Here is a 26,308-nt window from a genome sequence, read left to right as displayed (position 1 = left end):
GCCGCCGCCAAAAGGAAGGGGTCGAAAATGATCCACAAGCTTGCTCCCGATGAAGGCGTTTCGCCCGCGAACGCGCTTTCGCGCCCGAAATACGACCGCTCGCGGTTGAGCGCCGGCATCGTGCATATCGGCGTCGGCAATTTCCATCGCGCCCATCAGGCCCACTATCTGCACCGGTTGTTCAACACCGGCCGCGACCATGACTGGGCGATCATCGGCGCGGGCATCAAGTCCTTCGACGCATCGATGCGCGACCGGCTGGAGCAGCAGGACTGGCAGACGACCGTCATGGAACTCGACCCGGCGGGCTTCTCGGCCACGATCGTCGGTTCGATGATCGATTTCGCGCCGATCGATCCGCAGGCGATCATCGACACGATGAGCCGCCCCGAGATCCGCATCGTTTCGCTGACGGTCACCGAAGGCGGCTATTTCATCGACGCCAAGACCGGCAGTTTCGACGCGAGCCATCCGGAAATCGTGGCTGATGCCAACAATCCTCGAACCCCGAAAACGGTCTTCGGCATCATCATCGCCGCGCTGCAGCAGCGACGCGAGGCCGGCCTGCCGCCTTTCACGATCATGTCGTGCGACAACCTGCCGGGCAATGGACACGTCACCAAGACCACGGTGATGGGGCTCGCAAGCCAGATGGGCGGCGACATTGCGTCCTATATCGAGGACAATGTTGCCTTTCCCAACGGCATGGTCGACTGCATCACGCCGGCCACGGGCCCCCGCGAGATCAAGCTCGTCAACGAGACCTTCAATCTCGATGACAAGGCGCCCGTGGTGTGCGAGCCCTTCCGTCAGTGGGTGCTGGAAGACGTGTTTCCGCAAGGACGGCCAAAACTCGAGGATGTGGGCGTCGAGTTCGTGGAGGACGTCGCGCCCTACGAGCTGATGAAGCTGCGCATCCTCAATGGCGGACACGCCGTGATCGCCTATTCATCCGCCCTCCTGGGACACACCTACGCCCATGAAGGCATGGCGGATCCGCTGGTCACCGGCTTTCTCGAAAAGCTCGAATTCTCGGAGATGATCCCGACGGTTCCGGAAATTCCGGGGGTCAGCCTGACCGACTACTACCACAAGATAGCCGAGCGCTTCGCCAATGCCGAACTCGGCGACACGATCGCGCGGCTTTGCCTCGACGGTTCGAACCGTCAGCCGAAGTTCATCCTGCCGACGGTCGCCGACCGGCTTGAAGCAGGTGAAAGCGTCAACGGGCTGGCTCTCGAATCCGCTCTCTGGTGCCGTTACTGCACCGGAACCGGTGAAGACGGAAGCACGCACATGATCGACGACGTGCATGCCGAGCGGCTCAAGGCCACGGCCCTGGAGGCCAGGTCCAATCCCGACGCCTGGCTGGCAATGCACGATATCTACGGTGCGCTCGGAGAGGACGAAACCTTCCGCAAAGCCTTCGCGAAGGCGCTTAAGGCCATCTGGACGGACGGCACGCGCGCCACGTTGGAAGCGTATATCAAGGGTTGACGCGACAGCGCATAAGACGACAAAGCCCCTGGTTTCCGAACCGGGGGCTTTTCGTTTGCCGGTGTCTTTCAGGCGAACTCAGGCGATTGCCAGTTCGGGCCCCTCGCCCTCGGGATCCGGGCCCTCCGGCCGGCCTTCCCAGGCGGCCAGATAGCGGTCGTGAAGGGCGAGAATTGCCGGCGGATTGGTGTCGCCGGGAACCTGCATCATCGAGGTGCGCGCGGGCAGCGAACTCCAGCGCAGGATGATGGCGGAGAGGATCATCGGGACGCCGACCGGCAGGAGCCAGGGAAACAGGACCGGAGCGAACTGCCAGGTGATCGCCAGACCGCCGGCACCGATCGCGGTGATCCACCAGGACGCCAGGAAGCTTTCCTCATAGGTCAGGCGGCCGTCACCGCGATTGTTGGACGGCCAGCCGCCATCGCTGCCGGAGAGAACCTGCCAGACCGAACGGGTCGCGTACATGAGAAGCACGGGGGCGAGAAGCGAGGTGAACAGAAGTTCGAGAACGGTCGAGGCGAAGGCATCCGCCGCTCCGCCAAAACCCCGGGCCCGGCCGGTGATCGACGCCTTGAGCGCGATCAGCAGTTTCGGCACGACCAGAAGACCGAAAACACCGATGAAAAGACCGACTGCCTTCCAGGCCTCGGAGGGCGGGAAGTAAGGGAAAGGCCAGTTGGGTTCGGGAAAATAATCGGGCTCCGCGACGAAGGCCGGCGCCATGACGGATGCTGCGATGAACCCGAGCCAGAAGAGCGGCGCGATATAGGCCATGATTAACTGTGCGAAGACAAAGCGCGACCAGAGGCGGATCCGCGGCGCCCCGATGATCCGGGCGTGCTGCAGGTTGCCCTGACACCAGCGGCGCTCGCGCTTGGCGTAATCGACGATGTTTTCGGGGCCTTCCTCGAACGAGCCTTCAAGATCGTCGTCGACGCGCACCGTCCAGCCGGCGCGGGCCAGAAGTGCCGCTTCCACGTAATCATGGCTCAGGACATGGCCGCCGAAAGGCGGTTCGCCGCGCAGGGCCGGCAGGCCGCAGGATTCGGCGAAGGCCTTGACGCGCACGATCGCATTGTGCCCCCAGAACGGGCCGGTATGCCCCTGCATCATCGCAAGGCCGCGGCAGAAGACCGGCGAGAAGAATGACGCCGAGAATTGCATGGCGCGACCGAAGCGCGAGCTCGCATTGACGATCTTGGGAAGCGTCTGCAGCAGGCCGAGCTTCGGATCGGCCTGCATGCGACGGATCATTTCGAGGATGGTTTCGCCTTCGATCAGGCTGTCGGCATCGAGAATGACCGCATAGTCATAGGCGCCGCCGGACCGCGTGATGAAATCCTCGATATTGCCGGCCTTCTTGCCGGTATTGTCGGCACGGCGGCGATAGAAGAAGCGACCGATGCCGTCATGTTCGGCCACGAGCTTGGCGAACAGCAGCTCCTCGCGTTGGGCGATATCGTCCCTGCGGGTATCGGACAATACGGCGAAGTGGATGTCGGCAGCGGTGCCGGTAGCACGCAGGGAGCTTTCCATTGCCGCGAGCCGGGTGAAGGTCGCGACCGGATCCTCGTTATAGACCGGCATCAGGATGATCGTCTTGCGCTCGATGGGGCGCGAGCGGTCATATTCCGGCGCACGTGCGGTCGTCGTCAGGCCGATCAGGCCGAGAGCGGCGCCCCAGGCGAGCCACAGCGTGGATATGAAGATCAGCAGCGCACGGACGACATCGAGCGTATCGATGCCATCCGCGCCGCCGAACTGCAGAAAGAGTATGAAGGCGCCGGCAGCGGTCAGGAGCGAGAAGGCAACCGCCGCGCTTCGCAGACCCCAGAGGCCGATGCCGCCCATTCAGACGCTCCGTTCGGGCGAGCCGAGCGGCAGGCGACGGGCCTGAAGCCTGAGCGCCTTGACGACCCGGCGACCGAGCGAATGCTCGCGCTCCAGTTCCTGGCGCGGCATGGTGAGCGGCGCTTCGGGAAGCGCGCAGGGACCGGAGATCAATTCCGCCGGTGTCATGAATTCGTCGGAGCGGACGTTTTTCACTGCAAACTGGTCATGGCTGAGTGGCATGTTCATGGACATGGGAGATTCCTTGAATGTCACGGTTTGATCCATTGATACGCCCAGGTTTCACTGAGCTTTCGTTCGTAACCTTCGAGACGGGCGGTAAGTTCCACGGTTGCATTACTTTCCGCTGAAATATCCATCACGAAGCGCCAAACCCCCTCCTCCGGGATTGGCGTAAGCGTCTCATGCTCGATCTTGCCGTTGATGACAGTGGCAACAGGCCTGATGTGATCGGCTTCGGACGCGGGCAGGTTGGTGAGCGGACCACCCTTGAAGTCGACCACGAACTTGCGAAATCCTTCGGTGTTCTCGACGCCGGACACGCCACCGCTGCCGGCTCTGCTTGCCAGCACGTAAGCCAGATCGCCATCTTCCTGCGGCGGCAGATCGCCCCAGGAAAGACGATATTCGAATTCGAGCGCATCGCCGGCCTTGCCGTCCCGCTCGGGAATCCAGAAGGCGACGATGTTGTCGTTGATCTCGAGATCCGACGGGATCTCCACCAAGCGCACCACACCCTTGCCCCAGTCGCCCTTGGGCTCGACGCGAAGGGACGGACGGCGCTCGTAGGCCGCCGAGGCGTCCTGGTAGTGGTCGAATTCACGCTCGCGCTGGTACAGGCCGAAGCTCCTCGGATTGGTCTCCGAGAAATAGCTCGATGCAAGCCGGCTCGGGTTGGAAAGCGCACGCCAGATGTGGGTACCGTTCTGGTCCTCGATCATCAGGCCGTCGCTGTCGTGAACCCGCGGACGGTAATCGTCGAACTTCTCGCGATTGCGCTCGCCGTAGAGATACATGGAGGTCAGCGGCGCCACGCCGAGCTCCCTGATGTCGGAACGCAGGAAAAGGCGCGCGGTCACGTCCATCGTGGTTGCCTCACCCGGGGTGATGACGAAGCGGTAGACGCCGGTCAGCGAGGGGCTGTCCATCAGCGCATAGATGTTGATCGAGATGTCGCCGGAAACGGGACGTTCGATGTAGAACCTGGTGAAAACCGGAAACTCCTCCGGTTCCGAGGTGCCGGTGTTGATGGCCAGACCGCGAGCCGAAAGGCCGTAGGTCGAACCGCGGCCCAGCGCCCGGAAATAGGAAGCTCCCTGGAAGGCAATCAGCTCATCGAGGATGTCGGGGCGGTTGAGCGGGCTGTGCAGACGGAAGCCTGCGACACCGGGAAGCTCCCAGTCGGCCGGCAGCTTGCCCTGGGCCTCGCGCTGGTAGAGAAAATCCTCGGTGGTGAACTTCATCGGCCTGGCGCGATCGCCCTCGACCTCCATCAGCGTGATGGGGTTGGAGAACAGCCAGCCGAGATGGAAGGCCTGAAGCTGAAAATGGCTGCGCGGCACATCGGCGAAGCGGGCGCGGGACGGGTTGAAGCGGATCAGGCGATAGAGGTCATAGTTCAGCTCGGAAAGGAAACCGCCGACCTTGGCCGGTTCCTTGTAATCCTCACCGGCCTTGCGACGCATTTCATCGGTCAGCAGATCAAAGCTGAAGGGCTGCGAGCCATCCGCAGCCGGCATCAGCTTGTCGTCCGCATCCGCATTCTCCGACGCTGCATCCTGCGCGTGGGAAGATCCGGTCATGGCCAGCAGAACGCCGGCAGAAGCCGAGGCAAGAAACTTCCGGCGACAAAAAAAACGAGACTGGGGCGCGGTGCCGTCCCATCGCGAATTAAAGGAATCCAAGATCAAACAATCCTTACGTCAGTCACTCACGAAAACGTCTTACAATGCGGCAGGCGCGTACGCCAACGGTCGAAACCATTGTGCACTGCCGAAACGCTTATGCGCGAGAAAAGTTCCTGCCTGAAAATACGGAAAATTTGGGGCAGATTCCGTATCCCCTGCCAAAAAGGCTCATACGCCCGGTAAGCTTTGGTTACAATCGGATAAATTACTGACTTTTATCTGTTTTCTGTGAACAACCTGCGCGGGGTGCCTCACAGGTTGTACTTCATTTCGCCCGCAATTTTCTCGGCAATCATGACTGTCGGGGCATTGGTGTTTCCGCCAATGAGGCTGGGCATGACGGAGGCATCGACAATTCGCACATTCTCAGCACCTCGCAATCGCAGCATGGGATCGACGACCGAAACTGCATCGCTTCCCATGCGGCAGGTGCCGACCGGATGATAGATCGTATCGGCCCGGCTGCGGATGGCGTCCATCAATTCGGCGCCCCGCATCCGATCTTGGCCGTGGATCTCACCCTTGTCGTAGGGAGCCATCGTGGAGGCGCGCATGATCGTCTGGAGGATTTCAGCGCCCCGGATCAGTGTCAGCGCGTCGCGTTCGTCGGACAGGAAACGGGGATCGATCCTCGGTGCGTCAGCCGCATCGGCGCTTCCCAGCATGACCGAACCGCGCGAATGCGGTCGAAGCACGCAGACATGCGCGGAATAGCCGTAGCCCGGATGGAACTTGCGCGAATGGTCGTCGACGATGCCCACGGTGAAGTGGAGCTGCAGGTCCGGCACGTCGAGTTCGGGATGCGACTTGAGGAACCCGCCGGCCTCCGCGGCCGGCGTGGCACACAGCCCCTCCCCGGTTCGCCACCACTTCACGGCTTCGGTGGCGAGACGCCATCCCCCGCGAAAGCCGTAGCCGACGCTCTCGGTGCTCGATGTCCGGAAGTTCATGACAAAATCGACGTGGTCCTGCAGGTTTTCGCCCACCTGCGGCACATTCGAAAGGACCGGGATACCGTGCCGCGAGAGTTCGTCGGCAGGACCGATGCCCGATAGTTTGAGCAACTGGGGCGATCCGAAAACGCCTGCGCACAGAATCACTTCGGCCCGCGCCTTAACAATCCGATTCGTGCCGTTACGACGGAATTCGAGCCCGGTCGCACGGCTGTTTTCGAAGAGAATACGGGTCGCATGCGCATGGGTTATGACATGAAGGTTCGGCCAGTCCAGGCGTGGATGAAGATAGGCGGCGGCCACCGAGCAGCGCTCGCCGCGCTTCTTGCCGTCGAAGAACTGTGTGACCTGATAAAGCCCCACGCCTTCCTGTACCCGGCCATTGAAATCATCGTTGAGCGGATAGCCCGCTTCCCTTGCGGCGGCGATGAAGGCCTTGCTCATGGAACGGGGCTGTTTCTGATCGCCGACCTGAAGCACGCCCGAAAAACCGTGATAGGCATCCGTGCCACGCTCGTTGCGCTCTGAAAAGCGGAACCACGGCAGCACATCCTCCCAGCCCCAGCCGGTGCAGCCCCTGGCGGCCCAGCCGTCATAGTCGGAGGGATGGCCGCGCGTGTAGAGCATGGCGTTGATGGCGCTCGATCCCCCGAGACAGCGACCACGCGGCTGATAGCCGCGGCGTCCGTTCAGGCCGGCCTGCGGCTCGGTCTCGTAGGCCCAGTTGGCGAAGCGGAAGAAGGGAAATGCGGGTACCGTTCCGGCGACACCCAGCGGCATGCGGATGGCAAGCTGGCGCCCCGAGCCGCCCGCCTCGACCAGACATATCTTCAATCTGGGATTTTCGGCCAGCCGTGCGGCCATGACACAGCCGGCGGAGCCGCCGCCGACGATCACATAATCGAATTCCAAGGCTCTCCTCCCGCCGCACGCTTTCGAAATGCGACGGGAGGAGACTACGCCCTCGGGTGGGCAAGACAAGCCGTAATGACACGCGGCTTCGAGGATCGGTTCGCCAAGGCTGGCCGATCATTTGGAATGATCGGCGTGAGCGTCCCCTTCCATCTTGGAATGATCCATCTTCGAGTGATCCATGGCGCCATCGGCAGGCTTCGGCGACTGGACGGCGAATTCGACCGCGACGTCACCGGCATGTTCGAAGCTCAGCGTGGCCGCCTTCATTTCGCCTTCCTCGAGCGGCTCTGTGAGCTTCATGAACATGATGTGCAGGCCGCCCGGCTCGAGCTTGACGGTCTCACCCGGCGCGATCTCGATGCCGTCTGCGAGCTGACGCATCTTCATCACGCCGTCGTTCATGGACATTTCGTGGATCTGCACCTCCCCTGCGAAATCGGCCTTTCCCGAAACCAGGCGGTCGGCCTTGCTGCCGTTGTTGGTGATCTCCATGAAGCCGCCACCGACGGGCTGGTTGGGCAGGGTGGCCTTGGCCCAGGGGTGATGAATGGCGAGATCGCCGACAGTGAAGTCATGGGCCTGGGCGATGCCGGCCATTGCGGAAAACGCCAGAACGGCGGCCAGAAGCTTATTCATGAGTCTTTTCCTTTGGTTGAATGTGGGATTTGAAACATCAGTTGACCGCCCGCCGGAGCGCCGGCAGCCGTGAGATGACGAGAGAATCGAGGATCAGCACCGCAAGAAGCGTGAGCCCGACCAGCGGGAAGAGCATCGCGGTGAACAGCATGACGATGGTGGCAGCCCGCCATTCGGGCATGTTCGACGGGACCGGAGGCGCGGCAAGACGGAAGCCACCCGAAGGACGACGTTTCCACCACATGACGAAACCGGTTCCCGCGAGCACGACGATCGACAGGCAGAAGAGCGTGTTGACGGCGATATTGATCACGCCCATGTCGCCTTCGTGCAGCGCGATGCCGACGGCCAGGGCTTTGCCGGGTACGGAATAGTCCTGATAACGGATATCGGCGAGGATCTTGCCGGTGTAGCGATCGACATGGACCGTGCGGTCGCTCGTCGGATCCGCATTGTCGTTGCTCATCGAATCCTGCGACAGCGTCCAGACCCCGGTCTCGCCGGACGGATAGTTGACATGGAAGCGCTTGGAGAAACCGAGCTTGCGACCGAGCGCGACGAGAGACGAGAGGCTGGGCTCGACGCCTTCGGCAAGCCCGGCCCTTCCCGCGGCCGACCCCGAAGCCGGCATCGGCGTCTGCTCGATCGCCCAGGGCACATGCTTGATGCCGTCGTGATTGAGCGAGGCGTGAGTGACATCGGACAGTGGAATATCGTCCCATTTTTCCGCCGGGAAAGTGCTCCAGGCCTGCACGAACTTCTCGCCCCAGATACCGGTCCAGGAATGGCCGGACAGCAGGAAGGCAACGAGAAGCGGTGCGGCGCAAAGGCCGATCACCCTGTGCCACCGCTTCCACTTCTCGCGCGGCGAGGGTCTTGCCGGGGTCCGGCGCGACTTGCGCGGCCAGGCGAGATAGACGCCGGTGATGGTGAGCACGATGGCAAAACCCGCCGCCGTCTCGATCAGCCGGTCGCCGAGCGTGCCGGCCATGAGCGTGCCATGAATGGTTTCGGCGAAATCATAAAGACTGTCGCGGCGCGGCCATTCCTGAACGATCAGCCCCGTATAGGGATCGACCGCGACCATGATTTGCGCTCCGTCCTCGGCGATGCGGAAGACCGAGACCGTGTCGTCGGTACGGTTGCCGATCCACTCGACGAGCGAGCCGCCGGGATGGGCTGCGCGAACCGAGGCTTCCTGGGCGGCGACTGATATTTCCGGCGCGGCGGGCACGACGTGGATCTTCTCGCCGTCGCGCCCCGAAAGGACCGAAGAATAAAGCATCATCAGGCCGGTGACGGCGAGCATGACGAGGAAGGGCGCCACGAAGAGACCGGCATAGAAATGCCAGCGCCAGGCGGCTGCATAGAAGCGTGATGTGGAGGCCTTTGTTTTCCCGCCCGCGTCTGAAACGGAGAAATCGCCCGAGATGTCTGACATTGTTGCCTGTCGTGAAGTGCCGGCGGATTTGCGGACCCACCGGATTACCGGGGACCGAAGGCGGATGACCTTCGGCGGACACCGGATTTCCTTCCCGTCGCATCCGGACGCCGATCGGCACGGGAACGAAAGGAGTGGGCGCGTCATCGACCCCGAACGGGTATCATAGCACGACCGGAAACCGGGAGATCAGGCGACAGTAGCTGGAGGGCCCTGCGGCGGCGCGGCGGGCCAGAAGGCAGGTTCGCCCCGAAGAAGACTTGCCAACGTGACGGGAGAGACACGCTTTGCGGCGTCGATCGGGGCACCATGGAGAGCGGGCGGAACCGCAATGGCAATCGCACCGGCGATGCGGCAGAATTCGCAGGCCGCATTCCCCTGGTGATGGTCGCCATCTTTCTCGCCAGTGCCGGTCAGACAGATGACTGGAAGCGAGCCGTCCGGCAGGGCATAGGCGAGGAAATTTGTCGCCGGGGCTGCATTGACGGGCGCTGCGCGGTGGGCAAAGGCGGTCAAAGCCAGTGCGACGACGACCATGAGCCGGACGAGGAGAAGCCCCCCGCCCGCAAATATCGCCCGCCCCGGCGCTATGTGCGAATGCCTGCGCATGAGGAAATTCTATAATTCGCGTCGCTGGATGGAACAAGTCGGAATTGCGTGGTGCTGTCTGCGTCTGAATGCCGCCCTGTCTCCGTGTTCCTCCAGTTCGAGCGACGAGCCGGCAGCATTCCAAAATCTTCAGTCCGATGTCTTCCGCTGACGGACATCAACGAAAGCACATACTTTAATCGCTGCCTATATTTTAGGCTTTATCGCGTATTTTTTCGCCAGATTTTCAGGGCGTTCCTGTCGGCACCGCCGAAACCGTCCTGAAAACCGGCCCGGTCAGCGGGACCGGTCCGAACTGGCAAAGGTCTTGCATTGCACTGCCCCGTGGACACGCAACAGCACGGAGGCTGAAAATGAAATTCTCTACCAAGACTTTGCGGTTGGCGGGCGTTGGCGCCCTTCTGGCAACCACCATGACCTATTCCCCCGCCCAGGCCGCCGACGACACCATCAAGGTCGGCGTCCTTCATTCTCTTTCCGGCACCATGGCCATCTCCGAGACGACGCTGAAGGATACGGTCCTGATGCTGATCGAAGAGCAGAACAAGAAGGGCGGCGTACTCGGCAAGCAGCTCGAAGCCGTCGTCGTCGATCCCGCATCCGACTGGCCGCTGTTTGCAGAAAAGGCCCGCGAGCTGCTGACCGTCGAGAATGTGGACGTCATGTTCGGCTGCTGGACGTCGGTTTCGCGCAAATCCGTGCTGCCGGTGATCGAGGAACTGAACGGGCTGCTGTTCTATCCGGTGCAATATGAGGGCGAGGAATCCTCGAAGAACGTCTTCTATACCGGTGCCGCGCCGAACCAGCAGGCGATTCCGGCGACCGACTACTACCTGGAAGAACTCGGCGTCGAGAAGTTCGCGCTTCTGGGCACCGACTACGTCTATCCGCGCACGACGAACAAGATCCTCGAAGCCTATCTCAAGGACAAGGGCATCGCCGAAGAGGACATCTTCGTCAACTACACCCCGTTCGGTCACTCCGACTGGTCGAAGATCGTGGCCGACGTTAAGGCGCTCGGCGCCGACGGCAAGAAGGTCGGCGTGATCTCGACGATCAACGGCGACGCCAATATCGGTTTCTACAAGGAACTGGCGGCACAGGGAATTTCCGCCGACGACATTCCGGTGGTGGCCTTCTCGGTGGGTGAGGAAGAACTCTCCGGCCTCGACACCACCAACCTCGTCGGCCACCTCGCCGCCTGGAACTACTTCCAGAGCGCCGACGTGCCGGTCAATGCAGAGTTCATCGAAGCCTGGCACGCCTATACCGGCGACGAGGAACGCGTGACCAACGACCCGATGGAAGCCACCTATATCGGCTTCAACATGTGGGTGAATGCCGTCGAGGCAGCCGGCACCACCGACGTCGATCCGGTGATCGACGCCATGATCGGCCAGAAATATCCGAACCTGACGGGCACCGAAGCCGAGATGCTGCCGAACCACCACCTGACCAAGCCGGTGCTCATCGGCGAGATCCAGGCCGACGGCCAGTTCGACATCATCTCGCAGACCGAGCCCGTGCCCGGCGATGCCTGGACCGATTTCCTGCCGGAATCCGCCGTTCTGGAGTCCGACTGGAAGGATCTGAAGTGCGGCATGTACAACACCGAGACCAAGACCTGCGTGCAGATGAAGTCGAACTACTGATTTCATCACTGACCTGCCACGCAACAGGGAGGCCCGGCAATGGGCCTCCCGCCACCTTCCCCTGGCTCCCGGTACCATCCTCATGCTTCGACCGATCCTGATCGCCGCCCTGCTTGCGCTCGCCGCGCCGCATCTCGCGCATGCGCAAGACGCCGCCTCGCCGAGCGACACGCCGGCTGCCAGCGAAGAAATCCTCGACGACGCGGGGCCAGCACAGGCGACGGCGCCGGCCCCGGCCGGTCCGCTGCAGGCCATCCTGCAGGCGCATAAGGACAAGGTCGCCAAGGCCTCGCGCCGAACCGTCGATGAAGTCATCACAGCCGTCCGCGAGGCCGGGCTGCCGCAGGGGCTGACCTTTCTCGAACGCTGGGGCGACCGCGAACTCTGGCAGCGCGAGGAAGACGGGCTCTTCTTCTTCACCAGGAAGGCCGACGGCCAGAACCTCACCCTCATCGACATCGATACCGGCGAGGAAGTCGGCACCATCTCCAAGGGGGAGATGAACCAGCTCAAGCCCAATAGCGGCGTGCGCACGGTCATCGCGTCGAGCCTTGTCGCCAGCCAGCTCGAGGATGCCGATCCCGCACGGCGCCGCCAGGCCCTCAATGCGCTCGAACGCAATGCCGATGAAAGCCATCTCGAACCGCTGCGCGCCTCCATAGCGAAAGAAGACGATCCCGCCCTCAAGGCACGCAAGGAACGCCTGCTCCGCGTCATCACCATTTCCTTCGGCCAGACCACGGAAGACCGCGTCGAGGCAATCCGCAGCTTCTCGCAGGATCTCAGCATCGACGCCCGCGCCGCGCTCAATCCGCTGGTCGTCACCCGCATTGGCTATTCCGAGGGCAATCCGGAGGGCGTCAACGTGGCCCGCCTGCTGACACCGGGAAAGACCATTGCCCGCGAGGACGCCTACAGGCTGCTGGTCGACGACGGCAAGGCGGTGGCCGCGCGCACACGCGGCGAGCGCAAGGCCGCGCTCGAAGCCAATATCGAAGATGGCACGGTCGGCGGCGTGCCGGTGGCCGAACTCTCGTCACAAGAGGCGCGCGACCGGGCCTATTCGAACCTCGTCGCCGACGGCAAGGCGCCTGCTTTCGTCACCGACGAGACGATGGACGCGGAACTCGCGAAGTACACCTTTTACGAGGCCTATGCGGATTCGAACACGGACGTGACCACCGCGGCGGCAGAGACGCTCGATTCGATTGATCAGTATGTCGGACTGAACCGCTTCTTCTCGCTGGTTCTCGACGGGATTTCCCTCGCCTCGATCTACTTCCTGGCCGCCATCGGGCTGGCAATCACATTCGGCGTGATGGGCGTCATCAACATGGCCCATGGCGAATTCATCATGATCGGCGCCTATACCGGCTATGTCGTCCAGCAGATCATCCCGAACTACACGGTGTCGATCATCGTCGCCCTGCCGCTCGCCTTCATCATCGCGGCAGCCGCCGGAATTGCGCTCGAGCGCCTCGTCATACGCCATCTCGCCAGTCGCCCGCTCGAAACACTGCTCGCGACCTTCGGCGTATCCATCGCGCTCCAGCAGATCGCCAAGAACGTGTTCGGCACGCAGGCGCGACCGCTGACCTCGCCATCCTGGCTCGACGGCGCCTGGGTGATCAACGACGTGGTGGCGGTCTCCTATATCCGCATCGCCATCTTCGTGCTCGCCATCCTCTTCTTCGCCCTGCTGCTCTTCGTGCTCAACAGGACCCGACTGGGACTCGAGGTGCGCGCCGTGACGCAGAACCCGCGCATGGCGTCCTCCATGGGCATCAATCCCGACCGCATCAACATGCTGACCTTTGCCCTGGGTTCGGGCATTGCCGGCATTGCGGGCGTGGCGATCGGGCTGTTCGCCAAAGTCACCTCCGAACTCGGCCAGGCCTATATCGTGCAATCCTTCATGACCGTGGTGGTCGGCGGGGTCGGCAATATCTGGGGAACGCTGGCGGGCGCGACCATGATCGGCTTCCTGCAGAAGGTGATCGAATTCTTCAATCCGTCCAACACGCTCGCCGCCCAGACCTACATGATCATCTTCATCATCATCTTCATCCAGTTCCGGCCGAAGGGCATCATTGCCCTCAAGGGCCGCGCGGCGGGGGATTGAGGCCATGAAAAACACCTTTCTCGCACGCCAGCCATCGGTCATCGTCTTTATTCTCGTCCTGGCCGTCATCACCTTGCTCGCCACCGTCTTCTCGGAGGCCTACGGCAGCGGACTGCTGCCGACGAACTACGTCAAGATCCTCGGCAAGACGCTCTGCCTGTGCCTCATCGCAATCGCGATGGACCTTGTCTGGGGGTATTGCGGCATTCTCTCGCTCGGCCATTTCGCCTTTTTCGGGCTCGGCGGCTACATGATCGGCATGTGGCTGATGTATGCCCGGACCGAGGACATCGTGATTGCCTCGATGTCCAAGGCCGCGCTTCCACCGACGCCCGGCGAGGTGCGCGACGCGATCGGCACGCAGATTTTCGGCGTGGTCGGCGGTTCCGACGTTCCGGTGATCTGGAGCTTTGCCCACAGCCTGCCCATCCAGCTGGCCCTCGTCGTCATCGTCCCGGGATTGCTGGCGCTCGTTTTCGGCTGGCTCGCATTCCGCAGCAGGGTGACGGGCGTCTACCTCTCGATCCTCACCCAGGCGATGACGCTGGCCTTGTCACTCTATCTCTTCCAGAACGACAGCGGCCTGCGCGGCAATAACGGCCTGTCGGGCCTGCAGAACATTCCCGGCCTGACGGACATCCCGCAATCGGTGATCTCGATCTGGTTCATGTGGGGTTCCGCCCTCGCACTCGGGATCGGATATGTGTTCGCCGGCTGGATCGTCTCCGGCAAGTTCGGCAACGTGGTCAAGGCCATTCGCGACGATGAGGCGCGCATCCGCTTTCTCGGCTATTCGGTGGAAGCCTACAAGCTCTTCATCTTCACCATCACCGCCGTGATCGCCGCCATCGCAGGCGCGATCTATTATCCGCAGGCCGGTATCGTGAACCCGGCCGAGATTGCCCCGATCGCCTCCATCTATCTTGCGGTCTGGGTAGCGATCGGCGGACGCGGCCGGCTCTACGGCGCCGTGATCGGCGCAGCTCTCGTCTCTCTATTGTCATCATGGTTCACCGGCGGACAGGCACCCGACCTGCCGTTAGGCTTCTATACGATCAAGTGGGTCGATTGGTGGCAGGTGCTTCTGGGGCTGTCCTTCGTGCTGGTGACGCTGTTCGCGCCACGCGGCATTGCCGGCATGTTCGATCGCCTCGTCAGAAAGGATGCGGCATGAGCGCGCTCCTCGAAGTCCTCGGCGTCTCCGTCACCTTCGACGGATTCCGCGCGATCAACGACCTGTCCTTCTCGATCCAGCCTGCCGAACTGCGTGCGATCATCGGGCCGAACGGCGCAGGCAAGACCACCTTCATGGATATCGTGACCGGCAAGACCCGTCCCGACAGCGGACGTGTGCAATTCGGCACGCCCCCGGTCGATCTGCTTCGGCTGCGCGAGAGCGATATCGCCAAGATCGGTATCGGGCGGAAATTCCAGCGGCCGACAGTGTTCGAGGCGCAGACGGTCTTCGACAACCTTTCGATGGCGCTCAAGAACGAACGGTCGCCATTTGCGGCGCTCGGTTACAAGGCGGACCGCCGCGATATCGGGCGCATCGAGGAGATCGCCGCCGAGATCGGGCTTGCCGATCATCTCCGGCGGCTCTCAGGCGAGCTGTCGCACGGACAGAAGCAATGGCTCGAGATCGGCATGCTGCTGGCGCAGGATCCGCAGCTGCTGCTCGTCGACGAGCCCGCGGCCGGGATGACGCTCGGCGAGCGCGAGCACACGACCGACCTCCTGGTGCGAACGGCCAAGACCCGCGCCGTCATCGTGGTCGAACACGACATGGAGTTCGTCCGTCGCCTCGCATGCCCGGTCACCGTTCTGCACGAGGGATCGGTGCTGGCGGAAGGATCCCTCAGCCACGTCACCGCGAACCCCGACGTCATCGAAGTCTATCTGGGGAGATAAGCCGCCATGCTCGAAGTCTCAGACCTCACCCTCCATTACGGCCAGTCCAAGATCCTCAACGGCGTGTCGCTGACGGCGGAGGTCGGCAAGGTCACCTGCCTGATGGGCACGAACGGGGTCGGCAAGACCAGCCTTCTGAAAGCCATTTCCGGCGTCAAGCACCGCTCGGGCGGAGACTACCGGCTGGACGGCGAGGAGATCGCCTACCCGCCGGCCCATGCGCTGGCCGCCAAGGGGATCGGCTACGTGCCGCAGGGCCGCGACATCTTTCCGCTCCTGACGGTGACCGAGAACCTGCAGACGGGTTTTGCCTGCCTTCCGAAGGAGGAGCACACAATTCCCGATCACATCTACGAGCTGTTTCCGGTGCTCAAGGATATGCGAGGCCGGCGCGGCGGCGACCTCTCCGGCGGCCAGCAGCAGCAGCTCGCCATCGCGCGCGCGCTCATCACCAAGCCGAAACTCCTGCTGCTCGATGAACCCACCGAGGGCATTCAGCCCAACATCATTCAGCAGATCGGCCGGGTGATCGCGCATCTGAGGGATCAGGGACAGATGGCGATCGTTCTGGTCGAGCAATATTTCGAGTTCGCCTACGACCTGGCTGACCGGTTTACCGTATTGAAGCGCGGAACGGTGGTGATGGAAGGCATGAAGGACGAACTCAGCAAGGATTCGCTGCGGGATTCCGTCTCCGTCTGACCGAATGCCTCACGAAATTCACGCCATCGAGCTCTTCGGTTTCGGACTTGGGGCGAAAAAAGCCGGCATTGTTCACCGCACACGAACGCTGCGGTCAGGAATTAAACTTTATTATAGCCCTTTTGCGCGCGACCTCACACGGACGCGAGGAATTGTGACATATTCATCCTATTGTTTTTAAACATTATTCTCGCCCTGTAAATTGAAATATGACAATTTCAAGAGCACAAAAATGTCAGCCCGGAACACAATAACGTTCTTTGAAACCAATCGCTTCAAGGCGCATTTGCACTCCATCGACGGCGGGCAATAACGCACCGCCCGATCGGAAAGCCGCCCAACCGGCACATGCAATACGGCTGACGCCGGTAGCTTCCGAACGAAACTTTCGGGTCGCCCTCCCCGTAACCCAAGATACGGGACGGCAACGACCCAACTGATGGAGAGATGAAATGAAAAACGTTCTTATCGCACTCGGCCTGTCCCTTGCAGCCACCACCGGCGCTTTCGCACAGAGCTCGATCCTCGACGTTCAGGATACCCCTGAATTCACGGCCGGCAACGCCGCAGTATCGGCCCCGCTGAGCACCTATGACGGCAGCAACGAGCTGACCAACAACGGTCCGTTCGACGATCGCTCGCCGACCTATGCCGCTCCGGTCAACGCCGGAATCGACTACACCGCCACGGCATCGATCGACGACGGCCAGCCTGGCCCGGCAGTCGTTCGTCAGCCGCGTCTCGGCGACGGCGTCCTCCCCTACTAAGGGGCGGACAACCGACCTTCAGATCAAACAAATCAATTCGGATTACGGAGTAAGAAAATGAAAAACGCTCTTATCGCACTCGGCATCACCCTCGCAGCAACCTCCGGCGCCTTCGCCGCCACCACGGCACGTGACGCACAGTTCCTGCCGCAGGAAACCGCAGCCTCCAACCCGGCCGCACAGATTGCCCGGAGCACCGATGCAAACGGCTTCGTCAACACCGGCCCGTTCGGCGACCGTTCGCCGACCTACACCGGCCCGGCCGCCACGCAGATCGACTACACTGCCACCTCGACCATCGGCAGTGGCGTGAACGTGCCGCTCAACAAGAGCCCGCGCGCCTACTAATCCCGATTTCCCCCATCCGGGGAAAACAGGTTTCATCCGGCAGTCGCCACCGTTCGGATGAAAAGGGCGGAACACCGCCTGGTCCTGACGGAGACCGATAAGCATTTCCGTTGCCGATGGGGGCGCGACCTGGTCGCGCCCCCATCTTCGTATCATACGGGGTTATTCGCATCCGGTGTCATCAAAACGCTGCAAAACCGTGACAGCTGTTGACGTAACCAGGATTTGCGGCACATTCTAGCCGCACTGGAAGCGAAAGGAGCCGCCCCTTGAAAAAGGCCCGTATCTACCTCTCTTCCGCGGCTTGCGCCGCCGCATTTCTCACTTCGCCCGCCGCTCACGCGTCTGTCTGGCTGAAGACGGGAGGCGAAACGTCGCGCCCCTATGGACATGTCGAGTATTGCAGGACGCACAGCGCCGACTGCCGCGCGCAATCTGCCAATGTGCTGCCGCCCGCCAATCTCTCGATGCTCAACCACGTCAACAGGACGGTCAACCGGTCGATCAAGCCGATGTCCGACATCAAGCAGTTCGGAAAGCGGGAGTACTGGACAGCCAATACGAATGCCGGCGACTGCGAGGATTTTGCACTCGCCAAGCGCCGGGCCCTGATGGCGCGCGGCTTCAAGCCGGCCAATCTCCTTCTCACGATGACGCGACGGCGCGGCGAGGCGCACACCGTTCTCGTGGCGCGCACGCGCGATGGCGATTTCGTTCTCGACAACATGCTCGACGACGTCCTGCCGGTGAACCGCACCGGGCTCGGTTATGTGAAGATGCAGTCCGACCGCAATTCCGCGCGCTGGGTGAACATTACCGGAAAGACGCAGAAGGTGGCCGAAGTGCAGTGACGGCACTCCGGACAGCGATATAGAAAAAGGCCGCCCCGGAAGGCGGCCTTTTCGTTTTGCCGGATGAACGGGCAAGGACGTCAGCCCGATGTCGTACCGCCGGCTTCCGCCGCCACGAAGGTGAGTGCCACGCCGTTGAGGCAATGCCGTTTTCCCGTCGGTTCCGGTCCGTCATCGAAGATGTGGCCGAAATGCCCGCCGCAGCGCCGGCAATGCACTTCCGTACGTCTCATGAAAAGGGAGTTGTCCTCCTTGGTACCGATCGCGTCGGGCAAGGACTGCCAGAAGCTCGGCCAACCGGTTCCACTGTCGTATTTCGCCTCGGACGAATAAACCGGCAGGTCGCAGCCCGCACAGTTATAGATGCCCTTGGCGTAATTCTTGTTCAGGGGACTGGTGAAGGGGCGCTCGGTGGCCTCTTCGCGCAGCACCGCAAATTGCTCTGCGTTGAGCTTCTTCTTCCACTCCGCCGGCGTCAGCGATATCTCGAAATCGCCTTCGGTGGCCTCCGCCTTGCCGGAGAACGGCCGCAGCAGCGCGGAGAGCCCGACGATGGCGCCTCCGCCAACGGTCGCAAGCAGTACGGATCTGCGATTCAATCTGGATGAGGTCATGATCTTCTCCTTCCTCTCCATAGCTAGCGGAGCACGCGCCGTCTTTCAAAACAAGCAGGCTCAACTGACCGTGAGCGCGCGTGAGCGGACAAAACCAGACAACCCCGCGCGTTGCCGCGCAGGGTTGTCCGGCCTCGCCGGCGGGTGATGAGGCCAATGCCCGCCGGCTTTGCGATCTTACATCTTGGGCAGAAGAACCTTGTCGATGACGTGGATAACACCGTTCGACTGATCGACATCGGCAATGGTCACATTCGCGACATTGCCGTTCTCGTCCTCGACCATCACCTTGTCGCCTTCATAGGTGATGTTGAGCTTGCAGCCCCCGACCGTCTCGACCGGGTGCGTGCCGCCATCGTCATCGACCATTTTCATGATCGCGGCGGCATGCGCATCGGCGGCCACCACGTGGCAGGTCAGGACCTTGGTGAGCTGATCCTTGTTCTCGGGCTTCAGAAGCGTCTCGACGGTGCCGTCGGGCAGGGCCTCGAAGGCTTCGTTGGTCGGCGCAAAGACGGTGAAAGGTCCTTCGCCGTTGAGCGTATCGACCAGACCGGCAGCCTTGACCGCGGCAACCAGCGTCGTGTGATCCTTCGAATTGACGGCGTTCTCGACGATGGTCTTGTCGGGATACATCGCTGCGCCACCGACCATCGGGTTCTCGGCATGCGCGACGGTCAGTCCGGCGGCCATGACGGCAGTGGCTGCGAGCATACGAAGTGCGATTTTCATGATTGAAACCTCCTCACGGGGACCGATTTTCTTACAGTCCCTCCTTTCGCAGCATCGGCTGGATGCCGACGCCTACACAGGAAACGACGAGGCTGACGGCGATAAAGTTTCAGGAAAAATTGGTTGCGCCGGGATATATCGACGGTAGCAGCAGGGATTTACGGTACCCCTGAACGCAACAACCCCCGCGCGGTAGCACGGGGGCTGTGCCGGATACCAACAGGCGGTGCGGCGAATTGCCCGCTGGCATCGACTTGGAATCCCTGGAGCTGACGTCTCGCCGGAACATCCCGGCTCATCCGCTCCATCTGTTTGCCGGGATAGAGGGTCTCAGCCCTTTCAACCACCGGTTAGCATTGTCTACGAGCGAGCCCGACGACTGGATCTAATTTTTACAGAAAATCCTCATATCCATTTATTCCGATTTTGCAATGCCAAAGTCACAGATAAAACTACCTATCGCGACTTCGGCCTCCGCACGGCCTTACACTCTTGCTACTGGAGCGCTCCGGCCACAAGCACCGGCCCGGTGGGTGACCCCGTGGGCGAGCCGCCGGAAGGCTCGAGGCTGACTGCGAGCGTCACGCCCTGGCCGAGCTCATCGGCCTGGCTGCGATCGATGGCGATCAGACCGCCGTCGGGCGGAACCAGACCAAGCGAGCGCGGCACGCCGTCGCCCGGCACCGCCCAAAGCTCGAGCGAATGCCCACCGTCGTCCTGCATCGCGGCCGGCACGATATGGATGGTGTTGTTGCCGCTATTGAAGTGGGCGACGAGCCCGATCGGCGCATTCTCGCCGGCGAGATCGGCAATCAGAACCGGCGCGCTGTCGCCGGTCGGCGCCACGATACCGGATATCGTGACCGCGAGCCCTGCGGCGACCAGGACCGAAGCCAGCGTCAGTCCGCGCCAGAAGGCGAGCGAGCCCCAGAGGCCTGCAGACTGCGCAACCTCATCACCGAAAAGGCGGCGCTCGATGCGCGCGGCGATCGCCGGCGGTACGTTCTCGGGCGCAAAATGTTCGTCGAGCACGGCCAGATCGGACTGCCAGCTTTCAACCATGGCAGCGAAAGATCCGTCGGTCGCCATCCTGCGCTCGGCTGCGCTGCGCTCAGCCGCAGGCAGCACTCCGAGCACATATTCACCGGCGAGTGCGATATCGCGCTCGCGTCCCGGTTCCATGGCTGTGGTGTCGCTGCTCATCGCTGCAGGCACTCCTTGAGTTTGATCAGGCTGCGCCGGAGCCAGGTCCGCATCGTATTGAGCGGCACGCCGTGCTCCTCGGCGAGTTCCTGATAGCTGTATCCTTCAACATAGGCACTGACCACGGCGTTGGCCCGGTCGGTGTCCAGCTCTTCCAGGCACATGTCGATCCGACGCCCCTCGCCGGCGCTTACGGCGGCGGCTTCGGGGTCGGGCTTCTCGTCTGCCACGGCCGGTGCGTCATCGATATCCACCGGATCGGGACGGCGCGCGCGGATCACGTCGATACAGTGATTGCGTGCGATCGTCACCAGCCACGCCATCGGCGCGGCCTTGCCTGCGGCAAAGCTTGCGGCGCGCCGCCAGATTTTCACGTAGATTTCCTGGAGTGCGTCTTCGGCTTGGGCCTGTTGCCTGAGGATACGAAGGCAGACGCCAAAAAGTTTCGGGCTTGTCGTCTTGTACAGAGAAGAAAAGGCAGCGCGGTCGCCCATGGCGATACGGGAGATCATCTGGCCGAGTTCGTCATCGCTGGCGATTGTCGACATGTTGTAAGAACGCCCCCCTGCTTCGGCCCTGCGACCGCCGTTCAAGATTATAGACGAACAATCTAGGGGCTCAATGGGCAGGAGCAAGGCAGGCGCCTGACAAAGCTTGCAAAACGGCTGCCGAAGCAGGCGGGAGGCCGTTTACCGGCTCTTTACCAATTAACGAGTGTTACCGACGGTTCTTCCGGCAAAGGCCTGCAATGCCACGCCGAACGCATCCGGAAGACGCAATCATTTCAATTCCTTGAGCCTAGAGCGCCTTCGCCGGGTCCGTTTCATGAGCCAAAGCACGGCGTCGTCCCGAAACCGAACGGAATTCAGTCTTTCTTCGCAATTCATCGTTAAGGATGAGGACTTGTACGAACCGTCACCCCCACACGTAAAGAGTTCGGGTCATCATGCGGATCTCAGCCTATAGCGGCACTGCCCTGGCAGTCCTTCTCAGCCTTCTCGCGGGCTGCACATCGTCAGGTATCGACGCACTGGATATCGTAAAATCCAGCAAGATCGATCCCGCTGCCACCGCTTCCATCCGCCCCATGGTTCCGCCAACCGGCCTGGATGTTGCCGAGGCGCCTCGTCAGACGGCATCCACCATCGAGGTGACGAGCGAACTCGGCTTTGCCGCCGAGCATGCCCAGTCGCCGGTCGAACTGGCCGTCATTCGCGCCGAAGAGCCGGTGGCTCCCGCCGCGATCCCGGTGCCGGCCCCGACCGACTTTGCCCGACCCAAGGTTTACAAGGCATCGTTCACCGACGCCAAGCCGATCAATTTCGGCCGCCTCTCACCTCACCCGTTCGAGGTTCACGGTGTCGACGTTTCCCGCTGGCAGGGCGACATCGACTGGCAGAAGCTCCGGCGCGACGGCGGCAATTTCGCTTTCATCAAGGCAACCGACGGCGGCGATCACACCGATCCCAATTTCCGCACGAACTGGAATGCCGCACGAGAAGCAGGCGTTCCGCGCGGCGCCTACCACTTCTTCTACTGGTGCCGCACCGCAAGTTCGCAGGCCGACTGGTTCATCCGCAACGTGCCGAAGGAAAAAGGCGCCCTGCCCCCGGTGATCGACGTGGAGTGGAACCACACCTCGAGCTGCAAGAAGCGCCCGTCGCCTGCGACCGTGCGTGAGAAGATGCAGGTTTTCATGGACAAGCTGGAAGCGCATTACGGCCAGCGTCCGATCATCTACACGGCGCCGGACTTTTACGAAGACAATCTGCAGGGTGCCTTCAAGGACTATCCGTTCTGGCTGCGCTCGGTGGCGGCTCATCCCTCGAAGGTGTATCCGAACCGGGATTTCGTGTTCTGGCAGTATTCCGGCACCGGGTTGGCGGCAAGCCACGATACCCGCATCGATCTCAACGTCTTCAACGGCTCTGAGGCCGGATGGCACAAGTGGCTGGCACGCAACCGGCACTGAAGCCGTCGGGTAAAAGCCGGGAAAGTCTTTGCAACAGGGGCCCATGACGACTATTGAGGCGTCCTAGACGTTCCTCTGGAGTTGATGGCGATGCTCGACAAATCGCAAAAGATCGGTGCCGACGAGATACTCGCGCATGGGCGCGACGTGATCGCGATGGAAGCCGAAGGTCTTGCGGCGCTCGCCACCTCGCTGGATGGCGCTTTCGCCGAGGCAGTCCACGCCTTTCTCAATGTCGAAGGACGTGTCGTGATTTCCGGCCTCGGCAAATCCGGCCATGTCGGCAAGAAGATTGCCGCCACCCTGGCTTCGACCGGCACGCCCGCCTCCTTCGTTCACTCCGCCGAAGCTGCTCATGGCGACATGGGCATGATCTCGTCGCGCGACGCGCTGATGCTGCTGTCCAATTCCGGCGAGACAGCCGAACTGATGCCGGTGATCGAGCACGCGCACCGGATCGGAATTCCGGTGATCGGAATATCGTCCGGCAGCGATTCGACGCTGATTAAGGCGGCCAGCATTCCGCTCGTCCTGCCCGCCGCCCAGGAAGCCTGCCCCATCCGCATGGCGCCGACGACCTCGACCACCATGATGCTGGCGCTTGGCGATGCGCTCGCCATGGCGACGATGCGCCTGCGCGGTTTTTCGCGTGAAGACTTCCAGAAGCTCCATCCCGGCGGCAGCCTGGGGCTCAAGCTGATGAAGGTGCGGCAGTTCATGCACTCCCGCGACCGCCTGCCGCTGATCCCCGCGGACATGCCGATGGCGGAAGCCGTCATGGTCATGACGTCGAAGAGCTTCGGGCTCGCGGGCGTCATCGACGCCGACGGCCAGCTGATCGGCGTCGTCTCCGACGGCGACTTGCGCCGGCACCTGCACGAGCTGAATTCCGCGCTCGCAGGCGAAGTGATGAACAGCCATCCGCGCATGATCCAGGCCGACATGCTGGCGGAGGACGCCTTGCGATTTCTCAACGAGCAGAAGATCACGGCGCTCTTCGTGGTTGAAGACGAGACTGCCGACCGCACGCCGGTCGGGATCGTCCACGTCCACGATTTCATTCGTCTCGGCCTTGCCTGATCACCGATTTGCAGCCTTGCGCGCGGACCGCTTAAGATCGGACCGTGTAACCGCACAGCGCAAAGGGGGCAGATCGGAATTGTGATGTTGATCACCGCCATCGCAACAGCTCTTGCCGCCGGTGCAGGCGCCTTCGTGCTGATCGCCGCGCTCAATCGCCTGTTGCCGACAGGCATGCTGGCAGCCGGCATCACCGACCGTTCCGCGCATGCGCACCCGGCCCGTCAGTTCGGCGGCCTGGGCGTCGTTCCCGCAGCCCTTTTCGCCGCTTTCATCGGCTGCGGCCTCTACGGCGCGGACGCAGCGGCACTGCTCGGTCCCGCGACCGGCATGGCCCTGCTTTTCGCCCTGGGCATGATCGATGATATCCGCGACGTCGGGCCGTTCATCAAGCTGCCGGCCCAGATCGCTTCGGCCGCGCTGGCGCTGACAAGTCTCGACCCTGGTGCCGGCTGGCTTGGCCTTCTGCCCTCCCCGCTTGCCTATGTTGTCGCCATGATCGTGATCGTGGGCTTCATCAATCTCGTCAACTTCATGGATGGCATCGACCTCATCAGCGCGGCGGGCGCCGGAACCGGCCTGCTGTTTCTCGGGCTCAGTTTGCTGATATCCGGGCATGCGACCGTCGGACTTATGGCACTGGCACTCTGGGGCGCGATGATCGGGTTCGGCTGGCACAACCGGCCGAAGGCAAAGGTGTTCCTGGGAGATTCGGGCAGCCTTCCGCTCGGCCTGGCCGCGGGCTATCTGACGCTGGTTGCGGCGCAGGACATTGTCCTCCCCGCGGCCCTGCTGCCCTTTGCATATTATCTTGTCGACGGCCTTGCCACGCTGGCGATGCGACTGAGGGACGGCGAGAACATTCTTCAGGCGCATGCCCGCCATGCCTATCAGCACGCCAGACGCTGCGGCTTGAATGAATGGCGGATCGTCACGGAGATTGCAGTCGTGACCTTAACCGGCGGCCTCGCCGCGTTGCTGAGCCCGGGCATGCCGCCCCTCCTGGCATGGCTTTTCATCGGAGGCGGCTGGCTGATGGCGATCGCCCTGTACTGGCGTTTCCGGCTTCTGTCCTGACAGGTCAACCGCAGACGGCAATTCGGGCAGACCAGCCCGCATCAGCTCGTTCCGGCCGGCACCGCTTGGGAATTCTGCCGCGCAAACCCCCATCCGGAATTGCGAAAGAGGCCTTATCGAAAGGGCAAGACTTTCCGCCTATGCTCATTTTCGCCGCGCGAAATGACATGCAGATTTCCTGGGGGAAGATATGACCAACGTCCTGGTGACCGGCGGTGCCGGATATATCGGCGCACATACCTGTGTCGCGCTTGTCGAAGCCGGCTACAGTCCCGTCATATACGACAACTTCCACAATTCGTCGGCGGACGTGCTCGATCGCATCGAGGCGATTTGCGGCAGGCGCCCGGTTCTGGTTCAGGCGGACGTCCGCGACCGCGCGGCGCTGGACCGCACATTTGCGGACCACAGGATCCAGGCGGTCATCCATTTCGCCGCATTGAAGGCGGTCGGAGAGAGCGCGGCGATCCCGGTCGATTACTACTCCGTGAATATCGGCGGCACGCTCACGCTGATCGAGGCGATGAAAGCCGCAGGGGTCAGGTCGCTCGTCTTCTCGTCATCCGCCACGGTCTATGGCGAGCCGGCCAGCGTGCCGGTCCGTGAGACCTTTCCTCTTTCGGCAACCAACACCTATGGCCGGACGAAACTGATGGGCGAGATGATCCTCGAGGATCTCGCTCGGGCGGAGCCGGACTGGCGGATCGCGCGGCTTCGCTATTTCAATCCGTTCGGGGCCCATGAATCGGGACTGATCGGGGAGGATCCGCACGGAGTACCCAACAATCTCGGCCCCTATATCGCCAAGGTCGCCAGCGGCGAGCTCGACCAGGTCTCGATATTCGGCGACGATTACGACACGCCCGACGGAACCGGCGTGCGCGACTTCATCCACGTCATGGATCTGGCCGAAGGCCATATTGCCGCCCTGCAGGGCATTGCCGCATCGCCGGGGCTCATGACGGTCAACCTGGGCACGGGCAAGGGCTATTCGGTCCGCGAGCTCATCCACGCCTTCGAGCAGGCGAGCGGGCAAGCGATCAGGTTCACGATCGCGCCGCGCAGGCCCGGCGACGTCGCCCAGTCCTACGCCGACCCGACGCTGGCGGAAAACCTGCTCGGCTGGAAAGCCCGCCGCGGTATCCAGGAGATGTGCCGGGACACCTGGCGCTGGCAACGCCGGAGAAGCGGGGCCGAGGCGTGAGCCGCCCCTGTCCTGCCGCAACATCATCGCAATTGAAGGTCATAAGCCGGACCGTGATGGCTGGGGCGCCTGGATTCGAACCAGGGAATGGCGGTACCAAAAACCGCTGCCTTACCACTTGGCTACGCCCCACCGTCATGTGTGCCGTGACCGGCGTTCACTCACGGTGCGCGGGACTTACCCAATTCACGTTTCGAATGCAATCCTGGACGGAGCGCGCCTGACCAAATATAGCACAAGCCACGGTTGCGCGAAGGCAAG

The 26,308-nt window shown here is 62.2% G+C and carries 24 protein-coding genes and 1 tRNA gene; 13 read left to right on the top strand and 12 right to left on the bottom strand.

What is annotated here, in order from left to right; genetic code table 11:
* Positions 1-27 precede the first annotated feature (27 nt).
* On the top strand, positions 28-1,497 hold the full coding sequence (locus tag E2A64_RS06600; protein ID WP_133283593.1) for a mannitol dehydrogenase family protein: 1,470 nt from the start codon (positions 28-30) through the stop codon (positions 1,495-1,497).
* A 78-nt stretch (positions 1,498-1,575) separates the two neighbouring features.
* On the opposite strand, the gene mdoH is transcribed toward E2A64_RS06600, so the two are convergent.
* The 7 genes from mdoH to E2A64_RS06565 all read right to left on the bottom strand — a co-directional run bounded on the left by mdoH (position 1,576) and on the right by E2A64_RS06565 (position 9,812).
* Positions 1,576-3,351, bottom strand: a complete 1,776-nt coding sequence (gene mdoH, locus E2A64_RS06595; protein WP_133283592.1) for a glucans biosynthesis glucosyltransferase MdoH — start codon at positions 3,349-3,351, stop codon at positions 1,576-1,578.
* Complete coding sequence (locus tag E2A64_RS06590; RefSeq protein WP_158285702.1) at positions 3,352-3,579, bottom strand: hypothetical protein; 228 nt, start codon at positions 3,577-3,579, stop codon at positions 3,352-3,354.
* A 23-nt stretch (positions 3,580-3,602) separates the two neighbouring features.
* Positions 3,603-5,153, bottom strand: a complete 1,551-nt coding sequence (locus E2A64_RS06585) for an OpgD/OpgG family glucan biosynthesis protein (protein WP_133283590.1) — start codon at positions 5,151-5,153, stop codon at positions 3,603-3,605.
* A gap of 356 nt (positions 5,154-5,509) precedes the next feature.
* Positions 5,510-7,123, bottom strand: a complete 1,614-nt coding sequence (locus tag E2A64_RS06580; protein ID WP_133283589.1) for a GMC family oxidoreductase — start codon at positions 7,121-7,123, stop codon at positions 5,510-5,512.
* A 117-nt stretch (positions 7,124-7,240) separates the two neighbouring features.
* Entirely contained in the window at positions 7,241-7,762 is a 522-nt protein-coding gene (locus tag E2A64_RS06575; RefSeq protein WP_133283588.1) for a copper chaperone PCu(A)C, read from the bottom strand.
* A gap of 37 nt (positions 7,763-7,799) precedes the next feature.
* On the bottom strand, positions 7,800-9,203 hold the full coding sequence (locus E2A64_RS06570; RefSeq protein ID WP_133283587.1) for a PepSY-associated TM helix domain-containing protein: 1,404 nt from the start codon (positions 9,201-9,203) through the stop codon (positions 7,800-7,802).
* A gap of 189 nt (positions 9,204-9,392) precedes the next feature.
* The gene (locus tag E2A64_RS06565; protein ID WP_133283586.1) at positions 9,393-9,812 is read right to left on the bottom strand and encodes a hypothetical protein; all 420 of its coding nucleotides are present in this window, start codon (positions 9,810-9,812) and stop codon (positions 9,393-9,395) included.
* 353 nt (positions 9,813-10,165) lie between these two features.
* Between E2A64_RS06565 and urtA the strand changes: the two genes are divergently transcribed.
* The 8 genes from urtA to E2A64_RS06525 all read left to right on the top strand — a co-directional run bounded on the left by urtA (position 10,166) and on the right by E2A64_RS06525 (position 18,165).
* On the top strand, positions 10,166-11,464 hold the full coding sequence (urtA, locus tag E2A64_RS06560; protein WP_174235751.1) for an urea ABC transporter substrate-binding protein: 1,299 nt from the start codon (positions 10,166-10,168) through the stop codon (positions 11,462-11,464).
* Between the two features lie 82 nt (positions 11,465-11,546).
* Positions 11,547-13,586: an urea ABC transporter permease subunit UrtB gene (urtB, locus tag E2A64_RS06555; RefSeq protein ID WP_133283585.1), complete on the top strand. Its 2,040-nt coding sequence runs from the start codon at positions 11,547-11,549 to the stop codon at positions 13,584-13,586.
* A gap of 4 nt (positions 13,587-13,590) precedes the next feature.
* A complete protein-coding gene (gene urtC / locus E2A64_RS06550; protein WP_133283584.1) occupies positions 13,591-14,760 on the top strand; it encodes an urea ABC transporter permease subunit UrtC in 1,170 nt (389 codons plus the stop codon).
* The gene (gene urtD, locus E2A64_RS06545; protein WP_133283583.1) at positions 14,757-15,497 is read left to right on the top strand and encodes an urea ABC transporter ATP-binding protein UrtD; all 741 of its coding nucleotides are present in this window, start codon (positions 14,757-14,759) and stop codon (positions 15,495-15,497) included. Before urtC ends, urtD begins: the two co-directional genes overlap by 4 nt.
* Before the next feature lie 6 nt (positions 15,498-15,503).
* A complete protein-coding gene (gene urtE, locus E2A64_RS06540; RefSeq protein WP_133283582.1) occupies positions 15,504-16,199 on the top strand; it encodes an urea ABC transporter ATP-binding subunit UrtE in 696 nt (231 codons plus the stop codon).
* 452 nt (positions 16,200-16,651) lie between these two features.
* Positions 16,652-16,966, top strand: coding sequence for a hypothetical protein (locus tag E2A64_RS06535; protein WP_133283581.1), 315 nt, complete (start codon positions 16,652-16,654; stop codon positions 16,964-16,966).
* A gap of 57 nt (positions 16,967-17,023) precedes the next feature.
* Positions 17,024-17,314, top strand: coding sequence for a hypothetical protein (locus tag E2A64_RS06530; RefSeq protein WP_133283580.1), 291 nt, complete (start codon positions 17,024-17,026; stop codon positions 17,312-17,314).
* Between the two features lie 269 nt (positions 17,315-17,583).
* Positions 17,584-18,165 carry a transglutaminase-like cysteine peptidase gene (locus E2A64_RS06525; RefSeq protein ID WP_244598165.1) on the top strand — a complete coding sequence of 194 codons (582 nt, stop codon included), beginning with the start codon at positions 17,584-17,586 and terminating at the stop codon, positions 18,163-18,165.
* A gap of 80 nt (positions 18,166-18,245) precedes the next feature.
* Here the strand turns inward: E2A64_RS06525 and msrB are convergent, their stop codons facing one another.
* From msrB to E2A64_RS06505, 4 genes are all read right to left on the bottom strand, one after another.
* Positions 18,246-18,779: a peptide-methionine (R)-S-oxide reductase MsrB gene (gene msrB / locus E2A64_RS06520; RefSeq protein ID WP_133283579.1), complete on the bottom strand. Its 534-nt coding sequence runs from the start codon at positions 18,777-18,779 to the stop codon at positions 18,246-18,248.
* A 177-nt stretch (positions 18,780-18,956) separates the two neighbouring features.
* Positions 18,957-19,511, bottom strand: coding sequence for a fasciclin domain-containing protein (locus E2A64_RS06515; protein WP_133283578.1), 555 nt, complete (start codon positions 19,509-19,511; stop codon positions 18,957-18,959).
* 495 nt (positions 19,512-20,006) lie between these two features.
* The gene (locus tag E2A64_RS06510) at positions 20,007-20,714 is read right to left on the bottom strand and encodes an anti-sigma factor (protein ID WP_133283577.1); all 708 of its coding nucleotides are present in this window, start codon (positions 20,712-20,714) and stop codon (positions 20,007-20,009) included.
* A complete protein-coding gene (locus E2A64_RS06505) occupies positions 20,711-21,262 on the bottom strand; it encodes a sigma-70 family RNA polymerase sigma factor (protein WP_133283576.1) in 552 nt (183 codons plus the stop codon). The genes E2A64_RS06510 and E2A64_RS06505 overlap by 4 nt, the downstream gene beginning before the upstream one ends.
* A gap of 398 nt (positions 21,263-21,660) precedes the next feature.
* On the opposite strand from E2A64_RS06505, the gene E2A64_RS06500 reads away from it, so the two are divergent.
* The 4 genes from E2A64_RS06500 to galE all read left to right on the top strand — a co-directional run bounded on the left by E2A64_RS06500 (position 21,661) and on the right by galE (position 26,047).
* Complete coding sequence (locus E2A64_RS06500) at positions 21,661-22,686, top strand: glycoside hydrolase family 25 protein (RefSeq protein ID WP_133283575.1); 1,026 nt, start codon at positions 21,661-21,663, stop codon at positions 22,684-22,686.
* Between the two features lie 90 nt (positions 22,687-22,776).
* Positions 22,777-23,766: a KpsF/GutQ family sugar-phosphate isomerase gene (locus E2A64_RS06495; protein WP_174235750.1), complete on the top strand. Its 990-nt coding sequence runs from the start codon at positions 22,777-22,779 to the stop codon at positions 23,764-23,766.
* A gap of 84 nt (positions 23,767-23,850) precedes the next feature.
* Positions 23,851-24,843, top strand: a complete 993-nt coding sequence (locus E2A64_RS06490) for an MraY family glycosyltransferase (protein ID WP_133283573.1) — start codon at positions 23,851-23,853, stop codon at positions 24,841-24,843.
* Between the two features lie 190 nt (positions 24,844-25,033).
* Positions 25,034-26,047, top strand: a complete 1,014-nt coding sequence (gene galE, locus E2A64_RS06485; RefSeq protein WP_133283572.1) for a UDP-glucose 4-epimerase GalE — start codon at positions 25,034-25,036, stop codon at positions 26,045-26,047.
* A 57-nt stretch (positions 26,048-26,104) separates the two neighbouring features.
* Here the strand turns inward: galE and E2A64_RS06480 are convergent.
* Positions 26,105-26,179 (bottom strand) — tRNA-Gln (locus tag E2A64_RS06480).
* Positions 26,180-26,308: the final 129 nt, after the last annotated feature.

The sequence above is a fragment of the Pseudohoeflea suaedae genome, assembly GCF_004354915.1.
Taxonomy (GTDB): domain Bacteria; phylum Pseudomonadota; class Alphaproteobacteria; order Rhizobiales; family Rhizobiaceae; genus Pseudohoeflea; species Pseudohoeflea suaedae.
This window is presented reverse-complemented; position numbering and strand designations above follow the sequence as displayed.

What these genes read in the sequence shown, in the direction of transcription:
- urtB (WP_133283585.1), top strand. Translation starts at nt 11,547, where the DNA reads ATGCTTCGACCGATCCTGATCGCCGCCCTGCTTGCGCTCGCCGCGCCG.
- E2A64_RS06490 (WP_133283573.1), top strand. Translation starts at nt 23,851, where the DNA reads ATGTTGATCACCGCCATCGCAACAGCTCTTGCCGCCGGTGCAGGCGCC.
- galE (WP_133283572.1), top strand. Translation starts at nt 25,034, where the DNA reads ATGACCAACGTCCTGGTGACCGGCGGTGCCGGATATATCGGCGCACAT.
- E2A64_RS06505 (WP_133283576.1), bottom strand. Translation starts at nt 21,262, where the DNA reads ATGTCGACAATCGCCAGCGATGACGAACTCGGCCAGATGATCTCCCGT.
- E2A64_RS06495 (WP_174235750.1), top strand. Translation starts at nt 22,777, where the DNA reads ATGCTCGACAAATCGCAAAAGATCGGTGCCGACGAGATACTCGCGCAT.
- E2A64_RS06510 (WP_133283577.1), bottom strand. Translation starts at nt 20,714, where the DNA reads ATGAGCAGCGACACCACAGCCATGGAACCGGGACGCGAGCGCGATATC.
- E2A64_RS06515 (WP_133283578.1), bottom strand. Translation starts at nt 19,511, where the DNA reads ATGAAAATCGCACTTCGTATGCTCGCAGCCACTGCCGTCATGGCCGCC.
- E2A64_RS06565 (WP_133283586.1), bottom strand. Translation starts at nt 9,812, where the DNA reads ATGCGCAGGCATTCGCACATAGCGCCGGGGCGGGCGATATTTGCGGGC.
- E2A64_RS06530 (WP_133283580.1), top strand. Translation starts at nt 17,024, where the DNA reads ATGAAAAACGCTCTTATCGCACTCGGCATCACCCTCGCAGCAACCTCC.
- urtA (WP_174235751.1), top strand. Translation starts at nt 10,166, where the DNA reads ATGAAATTCTCTACCAAGACTTTGCGGTTGGCGGGCGTTGGCGCCCTT.
- E2A64_RS06585 (WP_133283590.1), bottom strand. Translation starts at nt 5,153, where the DNA reads ATGACCGGATCTTCCCACGCGCAGGATGCAGCGTCGGAGAATGCGGAT.
- urtE (WP_133283582.1), top strand. Translation starts at nt 15,504, where the DNA reads ATGCTCGAAGTCTCAGACCTCACCCTCCATTACGGCCAGTCCAAGATC.
- msrB (WP_133283579.1), bottom strand. Translation starts at nt 18,779, where the DNA reads ATGACCTCATCCAGATTGAATCGCAGATCCGTACTGCTTGCGACCGTT.
- E2A64_RS06570 (WP_133283587.1), bottom strand. Translation starts at nt 9,203, where the DNA reads ATGTCAGACATCTCGGGCGATTTCTCCGTTTCAGACGCGGGCGGGAAA.
- E2A64_RS06535 (WP_133283581.1), top strand. Translation starts at nt 16,652, where the DNA reads ATGAAAAACGTTCTTATCGCACTCGGCCTGTCCCTTGCAGCCACCACC.
- E2A64_RS06600 (WP_133283593.1), top strand. Translation starts at nt 28, where the DNA reads ATGATCCACAAGCTTGCTCCCGATGAAGGCGTTTCGCCCGCGAACGCG.
- E2A64_RS06575 (WP_133283588.1), bottom strand. Translation starts at nt 7,762, where the DNA reads ATGAATAAGCTTCTGGCCGCCGTTCTGGCGTTTTCCGCAATGGCCGGC.
- E2A64_RS06590 (WP_158285702.1), bottom strand. Translation starts at nt 3,579, where the DNA reads ATGAACATGCCACTCAGCCATGACCAGTTTGCAGTGAAAAACGTCCGC.
- urtC (WP_133283584.1), top strand. Translation starts at nt 13,591, where the DNA reads ATGAAAAACACCTTTCTCGCACGCCAGCCATCGGTCATCGTCTTTATT.
- E2A64_RS06500 (WP_133283575.1), top strand. Translation starts at nt 21,661, where the DNA reads ATGCGGATCTCAGCCTATAGCGGCACTGCCCTGGCAGTCCTTCTCAGC.
- mdoH (WP_133283592.1), bottom strand. Translation starts at nt 3,351, where the DNA reads ATGGGCGGCATCGGCCTCTGGGGTCTGCGAAGCGCGGCGGTTGCCTTC.
- urtD (WP_133283583.1), top strand. Translation starts at nt 14,757, where the DNA reads ATGAGCGCGCTCCTCGAAGTCCTCGGCGTCTCCGTCACCTTCGACGGA.